This window comes from Candidatus Nanogingivalis gingivitcus, from assembly GCF_004151455.1.
Taxonomy (GTDB): domain Bacteria; phylum Patescibacteriota; class Saccharimonadia; order Saccharimonadales; family Saccharimonadaceae; genus Nanogingivalis; species Nanogingivalis gingivitcus.
The window spans coordinates 1-13,205 of sequence record NZ_PRLK01000012.1 but is presented as its reverse complement, the minus strand read 5'-3'; the positions used below and the strand labels follow the sequence as shown (position 1 = coordinate 13,205).

The window sequence follows — 13,205 nt, the reverse complement described above, 5'->3', positions numbered from 1 at the left end:
CTATAGTAATATTTTGATTTTTTTGATACTTTTTAATATTACTAATTAGGTTTATAAAAAAAGTAAAGATAGCAGGTGATAAAGACAATATATAGAATATATATTCCATTATAAACTTTTTATAACCAATTGAAGATACTTTTTTCGCTGGTTTAAGCTTCTGATCTTTTATAGCTATTTTTATTAATTTCTTTTTTTGATTAAAACTGTAATTAGTTTTACATATAGCTAATGCATAAGATATAAGCCATCTCCATTTTACGAAATTAGCATACTCTTTAACTTCTAAGGATTGTTTTCGAGAAAAATGATTAAGAGCAATTAAATTTTGCTGCCGAAAATCATAGTTTAATTTAGTATAGCTAACTATACTACTAGGGCTTTCTTCGATATAAGTATAATAAGGGTTACTGTCTATAATTTCTATACTGTTACTTTTTTGAATGAAATTAAAATTAAATATTAAATCTTCACCAAATTTTAAATTTTCATTTAATAAGAGATTATTATTTTTTATAATTTTAGATTTGTATATTTTATTCCATAAATTATACATTTGCCCACTGTTGCCTATGGATTTAATAGTAAAGGGGACTATGTTATCTTTAGATATTAGCTGATGACTCTGTTTTATAGTTCTTATAGCACCGTTACTATATTTTATTTTCCAGCCAAATACAGTAAGATCAGCAGCTTTATTTAGATTAAAAGATAATAAAGTTTTATTCAATTCCTTTGTATTAATAATATCATCAGCATCAAAAAATAATATATATTCGCCAGATGATTTTTTAATTCCAGTATTTCTAGCTAAGCTAGGACCAGAATTTTTTTGATGGATAACTTTAATATTTTTATTATTAATACTATCTAATATTTTTTTAGTGCCGTCAGTACTTCCATCATTAACTAAAATTAATTCGTAATCTGTAAAAGTGATGTTAGTAATTTGATTAACAATGCAGCTAATATTTTTTTCTGCATTATATACTGGAATTATAATCGAAAAAGTTGGATTCATAATGAAAATAGAATTTATTTCTTTTTGTTACTATCTTGTAAGGCTATTTTCCTAACTAATTTAGCGAAACGTTCTTTTTGATTCTGTTCTTTATAGAAATCATTAACTTTATCAAAAATGAAAAATATAACTAATACATAAAGCATTAAATCTGCACCACGGTTAATTCCTACTAGATGAGCGATGTCATTTGTAATTTCAGGATTAAAAATCATTACTAAGCCAAATATAAGAAAGATAATAAAAAATATTTTAGATAAAGCTTTACTACTAGCTGAATTGTGATGGTGTAATATTTTAAAAATAGCTAGCACAATAAATATGGTTAAAATTATTTGGATTATTATTTGATTCATTATTTTTTACCTTTCAACATATTTAAAAGTTGGTCTACCATAATATTTACAGCATTAATACTAGATTGTCCTTTACCTTTAGAATAGTCTGTATAATAAACTGTTGTTGGAAACTCTTGAAAGTTTAATTTATTAATACGTATTTTATCAAGTATTTCTGAGGCGTGAGAATAATCATTTAATTTTAAATCTAATTTTTTAGCAGTTTTTAGGTTAAAGACTCTAAGACCATTATGAGTATCTGTCGCCTTAACTCTTGATGTTATATTGGAAAAAATAATTGCTGTTTTTAGTAATATTTTTTTACTAAAAGGCATATTTTCAGCTTTTTTGCTTAAAAATCTAGATCCAATCATAATATCAATATTTTTATTTTTATGTATTAAATCAACCATTCCTTTAAGGTCTTCTAGGGAATGTTGCCCGTCGGCATCAAAGGTTGCGAAAAAGTTAAAATTATTTGCAATTCCATATTCAATACCAGTTTGTGAAGCACCACCCGGGCCAATATTTACAGGGTGAGATAATAAAATAGCTTTAGTTTTAGATACTTCTTCAGCTGTGTTATCTGAACTTCCGTCATTTACGCAGACGACATACTTAAATTCTTTTAATATTTTGTTCAAATTTTCTTCAATAACACTACCTTCATTATAAGCAGGTACAATTATTAATGTATCATCATATTTTGTACTCATACAACTACTTTAACATAAAAAATTATTTTTGCGTACTACTATAGTAACTTATATAAGTATTTGAGGTCCTAGGAAGTATATATAGTTGAATAGTGGAGAAAATATTTAATATTATCAATGTTATTATGGTGTATCTTAATATCTTTTCTGAAGAAAAATTCTTTAATTTTATAGGTGTATAAATTGATATTACTACGAATATAAAGAATAATAATGGGTAGAAATACCTTGTTTGAACTCCCCATATATGAAATTGACCAACAGAATTCGCTGCTACGTATAATGCAACTATAATTCCTAAAGTAGTGAATAATATAGATAATATCCAATAAGGAGCTATCTTCTTAAAATATTGTTTATCATTATATTCTCTTTCTACATAAGCAACTATAAGTATTGATAATATTAGGTGAACAAATAGAATGCTAGTATTTAATCGTAAATTTCTGGATCCTTCTATAGGGTTTATAATTCTACCTTCTTCAATTAGATCAAAATTTATTATAAATTCAGATATTGACCCAGTAAAATTTATAGGATTTTTTAGTATATTTTTAATTTGTTCTTTGCTGTCAGCTTTAACCCCAGACAGACAACAATAAGCGTTATGGCTAGTGTGTTGTGTGGCATCTTTCATTATATAGTTCCAATATAGAGGTAATATAACTATAGGTATTAAAAATAATATTTTAGCTATTTTATTATATGAATCTTTTTTGAAATATTTAAAAGGTATAAAGAATATTAACATGCTAATTAATAAATAGGGCAGCTTTGAAATTGACATAGAAATACCACATAAAATAGCAATTATTATAAATAAAAGCGGTATCTTTTTATCGAGTAGAGATTTTAAGATTATAGTTCCAAACAGTAAGCTTGTAGCATTAATAATTCCATCTGCACTAATAGATGATAGTGATATTAATATCTGAGGATATAAAGCTACAATTAATACTAAAAATTTTGAACGATATTTTCGAAGTAAGAAGAAGGAAAAAGATATAATAGAAGCATTAATAATCAAAGCAGATATTTTAGCGCTATAATAGGCCTGCTTTACTGTCATATTAAGTAGCCGTGCAATATATAAGCCTATAGCGTTGGGGATATAGTTTATACTATGATATGCGCCTGCTCCTTGAGGAAAGACTTCTTCTACAGGTAAAGACCGATATTTTTTATTAGCTATTTCTTTAACTTCGTTATCCAATTTTTTATATGTATTGATGTCTTTAGCAAGAGAAGCTTCTATATTTTTAGTAACAAATGACTGCATTTCCATTGCGCCTTTACTAGAAGCATATGAATCTTTATTTTTTTGACGTGGAATAAAATCTAGCCTAGAAGTAGATTCGATTTTGGCTATATGTGCATGTTCGTCAAAACTAACTCCTACTTTATTTATAAAAATTTGCACTAAGCCTATAGATACTATTATTAAAAATAGCAATATTGTAATAAAATTTTTTTGTAGTTTTTTGAATATGTTTTTAAGACTTAAGTTAGTGATAGATTTACTAAATATATATCTATTAAGAATAGTATAATTCCATATTATTATGGTACCCATAACTAAAAGTTTTGCTATCACAGGAGATAAACCTATTTTTGATAGTAACTTTATGAGAATAAAAGAAAAGCATAAATTAAACAAAGCTACAAAAAAATATAAGATAAACTGTTTATTTCTATTTTTTTGTTCTTTGCGAGATTTAAAAGAATAGAAATAATGTAAAGAAAATGCTGTAATTAAGCCCGTAAAATAGCTAATTGCTTGAGCCACGAAAAGATGATTTTTAAATAAAACATAATAGATAAGATTAAAACATAAAAACTCTATAATAGCCGCAATTAAACCACTAATAATATATTTAAAAAAAGATTTGTCTTTATTTTTTATAAAATTACTTATTATATTAAAAATCATAATTACCTTTCAATACTCTAATTTTATTAACATCTAGGTTGCTATTTATTCCATTAAATTCTAGATATGAGGTAACAGTCCAATGTAGTTTATTGCTATTAGGGCTGTATATCATATCTTCAGCGTTGCTAATTAGATTATTGGGAAGTTCACGAATTATATATGTATCTAAGCCATTATTTTTTTGCTTTTTTATGTCAATATCACGAACCTTAAGTAGATGTTCCCTTAAAGAAGTTTTCTCAATTCTTAGACGCATATTATTTATTATGTAAGGCGTTGAAATTATTACTATAATAATTAATAAAACACTAAATATTTTATAGTTATTCTTAAATTTAAGTAACTTACTTTTTTGCAGAGATATACCTATAATAAAGCTAGAAATAACAGTAGCAAAAATAGGTAAAGACATTATTCTATGAGGAACATAATCCTGAACTATATTATTTAAGATAAAAACAGGATATGTAGCTGACATAAATATTGATAGGGCAATAAGTAGAAGTTGTTTAGATGATAAGTTAATTTTTTTAGTATTAGTTAGTATGAATCCTGCTAAAACAATAATTGGAATAAATAATAATACATATTTCCATTCAAGTATCATCCTTGAAAAGCTTGAGAATGAATCAAAAAATATCCATTTTAAATTTAATTCTGGTGATGTCTCTCTACGTTTTATAGATCCGTAAGAAAAATAAACCAACAAAAAACCAATTATTGAAGATATGAGGAATTTTAATAGGGTAAGTAGATGCTTTTTTCTTTTAGTAATAAAGAGGAATGAGCTTATTAAAAATAACCAGGCAATTATGTAGATAGATACTGTTTCTATTAAAGATTGTGACAAGATAACAAATAAGAAAATAGCTATTTGATAATGAAGAGGTATTTTCTTATGAATCATTAGAAAAATAAAATTAATAATAAGTATAAAACAAGCTAAGCTACCTAAATAAGAAACACTTGCATCTAACCATAAGAGTGAGTCAAAACTACTAGGTAACATTAGAATCGAGCTAATAGTTAAAATGCAGCTAACAGAAAAAATAGATAATTTATTATTTTTAAATAGTTTTAATTGATATAATAACCAAGATATAGATACGAATAGAGTTATCAATAATAGTATAGGAATTATTTTAATTGCATTAATTTTAAATAGTAAGAAACCAAAGAAAATTATTATCCATTGGAAAAATCTACCAGTATGTTCAAAACTATCTTTTATATAGATGAAAAAACCTTGTACTATTCCATGATTTCTAGCTAGATGATAGCGATTAAAATAATACCAAACATCTGCGATAGGTGAAGCTGTTAAGCAATAAACAATTAATATTGATAAGATTGAAAAGCTGAAGATGGCTAATATTATATTGATATTATTAGAAATAGAAGAAAAAAATTTTTTAGTTAAAGATTTCATTATAAAAAACATTATAACATACTAACTTAAAACACTTTTAAGTTTAGCTAATATGTTATAATTTGTATATAATGATAAAAAATAATCTAACCATTATGAAGTTATTTTTAATGATTTCAGATGTCATAGCGGTAATTTTATCTTTTTCTTTAGCCTATTATTATCGTATACACTTTGATGGTAGGCCGTATTTCTTTGACCCACATACTATGAATTTTGTAGTATTAATTATTACGCTTGTTCCAGTGTGGCTAATAGTAAATGTAATGAGTGGTTTATATGATAGGGCTATATTTTTATATAGGCCAAGAGAATATGGTAGGGTTATAGTAGCCTCTGTTGTAAGTGTAATGGCTTTAGTGTCGTATGCTTTCTTTACTGGAGATGATGTGTTTCCGGTAAGAATTATTGCTATTTATTTTATTGCTATAAGCTTTTTTGCAATTATTTTAGGTAGAGAGTTAGTTAAACTTATTAATAGGGTATTGATTAGGAATGGTATTGGTAGGCAAAAAGTTTTAATAGTTGGTAGCAATGAAAAAACCACTGAAATGGCGAACTTTTTAATTCATAATATTGATTACGGATATGATATTGCTGGTATTGTGGCAAAGAGTGATTTTTTACCAAGAGAAAAATGTCCACGACATTTTTCTAATTTTAATGAAGCTGTAGAACAGGCTGAAGTAGATGTTATTATTCAAACAGATAATAACAGAAGTGAAATTATTTATGATTATGCTATTGAAAAGCATATTAGCTATATGTTTTTACCTAATCAAGATAGGCTAATATCTCAGCTTAATAGTGTTGAAATTATTGGTGGATTACCTGTTATAGATATAAAAATTACAAAACTTTTTGGCGCCGGGCAATTTTGGAAGAGACTAATGGATATTACTGGATCATTAATAGGCATAATTATAGCTTTACCTATTATGACTATAGTGGCAATAATAATGAAAATTATTGCACCTAAAGACAGTATATTTTTTAGGCAAATAAGACTTACTAAATTTAATAAAGAATTTTATATATATAAGTTTAGATCACAAAAAGCTGAATATGATGGGTTAACTCCTGAGCAGGCTTTTGAAAAGATGAACAAACCAGAGCTTATTAAGAAATATAGAGAAAACGGAGATAGCTTAGATGATGACCCTAGAGTTACTAAAATTGGTAAATTTATTCGGGCTACATCGCTAGATGAATTGCCGCAATTATTTAATGTTTTAAAGGGTGATATATCATTAGTTGGGCCAAGAGCTTTAATTCCTCAAGAGATTAACCAATATAAGAAAAAAGATATTATCTTAGCGGTTAAAAGTGGTGTTACAGGTTTGGCCCAAGTTTCAGGGCGTAGAGACATATCATTCGAAGAAAGAAGACGATTAGATGTGTATTATGTTCAAAACTGGTCTATTTTATTAGATATACAAATTATTTTTAAAACTATAGCTTCAGTTATTTTTAGAAGAGGGGCTAAATAAAAATTAATATGCAAAAAAAATATAAAAAAATAGCTATTGTTACAGATTGGCTTACGACATATGGTGGTGCTGAAAAAGTTGTTAAAACAATTAGTGATATTTTCCCTGAAGCCATAATTTATACTTCTCAATATTCAAAAAAAGAAGTTGATTGGTTTAATGATAAAAAAATTAAGGTTGGTTGGTTAAATGTTTTTCCTGCAAAGCTTAGAAAAATACTAGGTCCATTAAGAGTTGTTTATTTTAATAATTTAGATTTGTCGGAATATGATTTAATTATTTCTGTTTCATGTGGGGAAAGTAAAGGTATAAAAACAAGCAAAAACCAATTACATATTAGTTATCTTCAAGGTCCTCCAGTTCAATATTATTGGGGAATGTATGAGGATTATTTAAAAAACCCAGGTTTTGGTATTTTTAATTTTATTGTTAGATTTTTCTTTAAAATATTAGTTTTACCTTTAAGAAAGATTGACTTTAAATTTGCCCAAAGACCAGATTTATTATTGGCTAATTCAAAATATTCACAAGATGAAATAAAAAAATATTATAAAAGAGAGTCAGAAATATTATATCCTCCAGTAGAGGTTGAAAAGTTCCCGCTAGTTGAGAAAAAAGAGGAATATTATATTACTACTTCTAGGCAGGTAAATTGGAAAAAATTAGATATAGCAATTGAGGCTTTTAAGGCTAATAAAAAAGATTTTATTTTAGTAGGTGGAGGAGCTGAGCATGATAAATTGGTTAATATGGCAAAAGGCTATGAAAATATTAAATTTATTAATTTTATTAGTAATCCAGAAGAATTAGCTATAGTAGTAGCTAAAGCTAAAGGATTTATATTCCCTAGTTTAGAGCCTTTCGGAATTGCCCCTGTAGAATCTTTGGCTAGTGGCACTCCGGTGATAGCTTATAACAAAGGAGGATCAAGAGATTATATTATAGAAAATGAAAACGGTATATTTTTTGAAAAACAAACTTCCAAAAACTTATTAAAAGCTATTGAAAAATTTGAAAATTGTAATTTTTCCAGTAGAAAAGTTAGTAGAAGTGTAAAAAAATTCTCTACTGACAATTTTATATCCAATTTAAATAAGATTATTAAAGAGGCTAACAAAAATGAAAATAAAAAATAAATTTAAAGATTTAAACTTATTTGAAAAAATGTTAATACTATCACCAGTAGCATTATTTTTTTCTTATTTACCAAATTTTTTTATAACTAAAATTAGTGGAACAAATATTGAGCTATCTATAGCTATTATTTATGTTTTCATAATGGCAGGTGTAGGCTTTGTAGATATTATAAAATTAAAAAAGCAGATTAATATTAAAAATGTAATATTACCTACATTATTTGTTATATGGAATTTTACTACTTTAATATGGAGCGAAAACAAGCTAAGAACCATATTAACTGCTGGTTTATGGGGTACTTTACTAGTAATTTTTATAACAATAACCTTAATAGATAAGACTAAAAGAAGATTAATATTAGAAAGATTTACTTATATATTTCTAGATGTGGCTTTTTTAATGACTGTACTTTCTATAATTCAGGTAGCATATGGTGCTTTTTGGGATATTGGTTTATGTAAAGGGTGCCTAGCTAGAGGATTCGGTTTTGTACGCCCTAGTGTTTTTACTATTGAGCCACAGTTTTTAGGTTCCTTGTTATTAATGCCAATTTTAGTTTTAATTGATAGAATTATTAATAAACCTAATAAAAAAGATGCTCTATATTTATTTATTATAGCTTTATCTATGTATTTAACACTTAGCAGGGGGGCTATTTTTGCGTTATTTGTAGCTATTCTTTGTTACTACTTATATATACTTTATAAAGGTAAAATAAAAATAAATAAAACCGTGTTACCGATATTTATTATTGGATGTTCTTTTATATTCGGTATTCTATACCACGCCTTTTTCACAGAATTGAACCCTAGAATATCTGACAATGCATATGAATCGATTTCAAAATCTATTAACCATTTATCTTTAGGCAAAATTAGTCTCCCTAAAATAGAAGAAAATAAAACAAAGATCACTAGCGAAAAAGCATTATTTAATGGTTATGTAGAAAGGTCAACAGATGAACGCACTAATATGACTAACCTAGGTATAGAAACTTGGCTAAGAGATATTAAAACTTCTTTATTTGGTGTTGGATCTGGAGGAAGCGGTAAGGCAATATTTAAAACTACCCATAAAACTGGTAATTCATTTGAAATAGTTCAAAATGAATTTATTTCAATTTTACTAGAATTAGGTATTATAGGATTTATTATATGGATAACAAATATAATTTTTGTTATAAAAAAATTTAGATTTAACGGACTGTATCTATCTATTTTGGTAGCTTTTATGGTGCAATGGCTATTCTTTTCGGGGCTGCCAAATGCCTTGCATATTTATATAATACTTATGGTTTTTGTAGGTTTAAAGGAGAAAGACTAACAATATGTTTAAAAGAAATAAAACACAATTACATCCAGAATATAACCAATCTGATCTTATTAAAATTGGTATGATAGTAGAAAAAGTTAATTCTACAGAAATGCGAATAAATAATATTATAATTAATTATTATGCAGATAAGAACAAAAAAGAAGCTTTTTTGAATGATTTTATGTTTGCTGGAAGACTTAGGTTGAATGATAAATTAAAAATTTTTAAGGCAGTTCTTAAGCGAAAGAATATTGGTTATGATGATGCTAATATTGAAAATTGGATAAAAATTAGAAATATGGTAGCACATGGTATACCAGTAGATAATAATGCTATTATTTTTAACGGAAATTTTTATAATATAGAAGGTCAATTTAGTAATTTTAAAAAATTACAATTAAAGATGGATAACTTACTTTATGAGGCTGAAAAATAGCTGCTGAATTGATTTAAAAATATTTTTTTGGTAAAATTTAAAGAGCTTATGAAAAATAATCAACGTTCAATTGACGGTTTTACTCCTCGTAGACCTATTCAAAACAAGATAGAAAAAAATATGGAAGATAAAAAGGTAGATTCTGCTGAAAATAAAAAAATAAATTTTCCAAAAGAACAAAAAAAAGATAGCTCAAGAGATTTAGAGCTAGCTTTAGAAAGAATAGACATAGAGGAACACCGCCAAGAGCAGGAAGATAATAATAAGAAAAATAAAAAAGAACAGAAATTAGCCAGAAAACTAGACAAGGTTAATCGTAAAAGACTTAAAAAAGGTAAGAAACCTTTAGATATTAAAGCACTTAAAAAAAGAATTATAATAAAAAGAATTTTACTTACTATTATTTTTATTATAATTTTAATATGTGGAATATATGGGTATAGAGCCATAAAATCTTTAAGTAATTTTGCTTTTCAAAATGGTGGAAATATACTTGATGTTCTTAAAAAAGAAGAGCTTAAAAAAGATAAATATGGTAGAACTAATATTCTTATATTTGGGACTTCTCCAGATGGTTGGGACGGTGCTGATTTAACCGACTCTATTATGGTAGCTTCACTCAATCAAGAGAATAAAAAAATATATACAGCTTCTCTACCTAGGGACCTATGGGTTAAACATACTTGCTCTAGGTGGTTAGGCACTAATGCGGGAAAACTTAATGAAACATATGCTTGCGCTAAATCAGATGCTAAAGCAAGTGGAAGTAATAATACGGATGCTGAGAAGAGAGGTCAAAAAGCATTATCAGATAAAGTAGGGGAAATATTAGGATTAGATATTCAATATCAAGTTCATGGTAATTGGCAAGTTCTAATAGATAGCATAAATGCAATTAGTGGTATTGATGTTAAGGTTGAAGTTTGGGATGGCTCACCTGAAATGTATGACTATGCTACGAAAGTTAGATACAAAAATGGACAAATTGCCCATATGGACGGCGAAAAAGCTTTAGCTTTCTCTAGAGCTAGAGGATCACATGGCGGTTATGGTTTTAGTGGTGGAAATTTTGATAGGGAAAGAAATCAGCAGAAAATATTACAAGCTACTGTAGCTAAAATTAATCAACAAAAAATGAATCCAGATGCTTTAATTCGTATGGCTGAAACATTAGGAAATAATATACACCATTCTTTTGATACAAAAGAAATTAGGACTGTAGCTGAATTAGCAGGGCAATTGTCAGGTTCTAATATTCAATCTCTACCCTTAACTGGTAAGTCAACTAATTATTTTACTACTGGTAATGTAGGTCGTGCTAGTGTTGTGCTTCCTACTGCTGGAACATTTGATTATACTAATATTCAAGAATATATTAATAAAAATACGAAAAGTAGTACTATCTTAGATGAGAAAGCCAAAGTTGTAGTGTTAAACGGTACTGATACTAGTGGCTTGGCTGCAAAAGTTAAAAAAGATTTAGTAAAAGACGATTTTAATATAGTTGAGATTGGAACTGCCGATAAATCTAATTATTCAAGTAGTAAAATATATAAAGTAAGTGATCTAAAGATGGAAAAAACAATAAAAGCATTAGCTGATAAGTTTTCATCAAAAGCAGAAGAAGGTGATAGTTCTATAAAAAATAAGTATAGTGAAATAGCTGATATAGTTGTTGTTGTAGGAAATAACTATGAATCTAACTAAAAAACAGGTACAGTTCTTGGAATATATCGAAAATTTTATCAATCAATATGGATATAGCCCCACATATCGTGAAATAGCTTCAGGGCTTGGCTATAAATCTGTAGCTACAGTGGCCAAGCATATAGATAATTTAATTATATTAGGTAAATTAGAAAAGTCAGACAATGCTGAAGCTAGATCTCTATCTATAAAACGCCAGTCTCAAAATGAAAATAAAGACGATAAGCTTGTGTTAGATTATTTAAAAACTAAAATGGATGAATTTAATAAAAAAGGTGATATGGAAAAAGCCTTAGCTATAAGAATAGCAATAAATGAGTTATTTTTTAATAAATAACTCATTTATATTGTTTAGTTTTTATATAGTGCGTGAGAATTTGCCGCAACTCTTTCCAAGAATAGTAACTGAGCTTGTTTTTTATTACTATCTTTACCTTTCCAAGTATTTAAAGATGGTTCTTGTAAAGCACGAGCAAAGCTGTAAGTTACGCCCCAATCGAATGGTCCTAGATTAATAATTTCTTGCAAATTATCTGTTGCTTGCTGTGGAGTTTGACCACCAGATAAAAATACTACACCAGCTAATTCTTTAGGAACTGTTGATTTTAAAACTTGAACAGTTTCCAGAGCCACCTCTTTAGGAAGAGACTGTACAGGATAGTTTTTACCAGCTATAACCATATTGGTCTTTAAGATTGTAGCTTCTAAATCTACCTTAAATAATTTCAGCTCTTCAAATAAAGTTTTTAGTACTTTAGCAGTTTCTAGTCTACAATGTTTTATAGAATGGTTGCCATCAAATACTATTTCTGGTTCTACTATAGGTACTACTCCGTAAGATTGGCATAATTTAGCATAACGTGCTAATATTTGACAGTTTGAATCTATAGCCATTTTGCTAGGGGTATTATTATCAGAGTTGATTTTAAAAGCTACTCGCCATTTTGCAAAATCAATTTTTTGGGCGTATTTATTTAATTTTGAATCTAGTGAATCTAGACCAAGGGTTATTGTTTCCTCGGAATCTTTAGATATTGGTTGAAGTCCTTCATCTAACTTAAGTCCTATTAATATATTTCTTTTTTTAAGTAGATCAACGAAAGATTCACCCGTAGATAATGATTGATTTAAAGTTTCTTCAAACAAGATAATACCACTAAGGTAGTTTTCTATATCTGGAGTAGTGAAAAACATTTCACGATATTTTCTTCTATTCTCTTCAATATCTTCAATATTTAAAGCAGTGAATTTTTTATGAATATTACCACCACTTTCGTCAGCAGCAAAAATACCTTTAGGTCTTTTAACTAATGTTTTTGCCACTAATTTTATTTTTTGCTTAATATCTATATCAGCTTTAATAATTTCTATTGATGATATATTTTTCTTACTATTGGCTATTTGGTGAGCAAAAAAAGGTTTTAAAATATCATTGTAGCCAGATTTATGTGCAGTAATAGAAGCTATTTCTAAACTATCTTTAAGATTACCTGTTGAGAAAAATTCAGCAGTAAACATTGTTTCAAAAATTGTTGACTGATAGAAAGAATTAAGTTTAAACTCTACTTTTGTCTTAAAAATAGAATTATCATTTCCAGTAATATAATAATTTTTATCTTTAATTACAACAGAGTTAACTCCCAATTTAACCAATGATGAAATAGTTTTTTTATAACTAGAATAG

At 27.2% G+C, this 13,205-nt stretch carries 12 protein-coding genes and 1 pseudogene; 6 read left to right on the top strand and 7 right to left on the bottom strand.

Features of this window, described 5'->3' with window-relative positions; translation table 11 throughout:
• The 6 genes and pseudogenes from G6CMJM_RS02965 to G6CMJM_RS02945 form a co-directional block, all read right to left on the bottom strand.
• Nucleotides 1–1,021: glycosyltransferase family 2 protein (locus G6CMJM_RS02965; protein WP_129718990.1), on the bottom strand; the 1,021-nt coding region annotated here is incomplete at its 3' end.
• 14 nt (nt 1,022–1,035) lie between these two features.
• Nucleotides 1,036–1,377, bottom strand: coding sequence for a DUF2304 domain-containing protein (locus tag G6CMJM_RS02960; RefSeq protein WP_129718989.1), 342 nt, complete (start codon nt 1,375–1,377; stop codon nt 1,036–1,038).
• Nucleotides 1,377–2,075 carry a glycosyltransferase family 2 protein gene (locus G6CMJM_RS02955; protein ID WP_129718988.1) on the bottom strand — a complete coding sequence of 233 codons (699 nt, stop codon included), beginning with the start codon at nt 2,073–2,075 and terminating at the stop codon, nt 1,377–1,379. Before G6CMJM_RS02955 ends, G6CMJM_RS02960 begins: the two co-directional genes overlap by 1 nt.
• 22 nt (nt 2,076–2,097) lie before the next feature.
• A complete protein-coding gene (locus tag G6CMJM_RS02950) occupies nt 2,098–3,495 on the bottom strand; it encodes a DUF2142 domain-containing protein (protein ID WP_241569296.1) in 1,398 nt (465 codons plus the stop codon).
• A 114-nt stretch (nt 3,496–3,609) separates the two neighbouring features.
• Nucleotides 3,610–4,005: pseudogene (locus G6CMJM_RS03280) on the bottom strand (GtrA family protein); the annotation flags it as partial.
• Complete coding sequence (locus G6CMJM_RS02945) at nt 3,995–5,437, bottom strand: hypothetical protein (protein WP_129718986.1); 1,443 nt, start codon at nt 5,435–5,437, stop codon at nt 3,995–3,997. The pseudogene G6CMJM_RS03280 and the gene G6CMJM_RS02945, both read right to left, overlap by 11 nt.
• A gap of 71 nt (nt 5,438–5,508) precedes the next feature.
• Between G6CMJM_RS02945 and G6CMJM_RS02940 the strand changes: the two genes are divergently transcribed.
• The 6 genes from G6CMJM_RS02940 to G6CMJM_RS02915 are packed head-to-tail and all read left to right on the top strand — an operon-like array spanning nt 5,509 to nt 11,858.
• Entirely contained in the window at nt 5,509–6,927 is a 1,419-nt protein-coding gene (locus G6CMJM_RS02940; RefSeq protein WP_129718985.1) for a sugar transferase, read from the top strand.
• A gap of 8 nt (nt 6,928–6,935) precedes the next feature.
• Nucleotides 6,936–8,063 (top strand): glycosyltransferase, encoded by a 1,128-nt coding sequence (locus tag G6CMJM_RS02935; RefSeq protein WP_129718984.1) that lies wholly within the window; start codon nt 6,936–6,938, stop codon nt 8,061–8,063.
• Nucleotides 8,047–9,387 (top strand): O-antigen ligase family protein, encoded by a 1,341-nt coding sequence (locus G6CMJM_RS02930; protein WP_129718983.1) that lies wholly within the window; start codon nt 8,047–8,049, stop codon nt 9,385–9,387. Before G6CMJM_RS02935 ends, G6CMJM_RS02930 begins: the two co-directional genes overlap by 17 nt.
• 4 nt (nt 9,388–9,391) lie before the next feature.
• Complete coding sequence (locus tag G6CMJM_RS02925) at nt 9,392–9,814, top strand: hypothetical protein (protein WP_129718982.1); 423 nt, start codon at nt 9,392–9,394, stop codon at nt 9,812–9,814.
• 48 nt (nt 9,815–9,862) lie between these two features.
• Nucleotides 9,863–11,521 carry an LCP family protein gene (locus G6CMJM_RS02920; RefSeq protein ID WP_129718981.1) on the top strand — a complete coding sequence of 553 codons (1,659 nt, stop codon included), beginning with the start codon at nt 9,863–9,865 and terminating at the stop codon, nt 11,519–11,521.
• The gene (locus tag G6CMJM_RS02915; RefSeq protein WP_129718980.1) at nt 11,508–11,858 is read left to right on the top strand and encodes a LexA family protein; all 351 of its coding nucleotides are present in this window, start codon (nt 11,508–11,510) and stop codon (nt 11,856–11,858) included. The genes G6CMJM_RS02920 and G6CMJM_RS02915 overlap by 14 nt, the downstream gene beginning before the upstream one ends.
• A 14-nt stretch (nt 11,859–11,872) precedes the next feature.
• On the opposite strand, the gene G6CMJM_RS02910 is transcribed toward G6CMJM_RS02915, so the two are convergent.
• Nucleotides 11,873–13,205 (bottom strand): class I fructose-bisphosphate aldolase (locus G6CMJM_RS02910; RefSeq protein ID WP_129718979.1); only part of this gene is annotated, 1,333 nt, incomplete at its 5' end.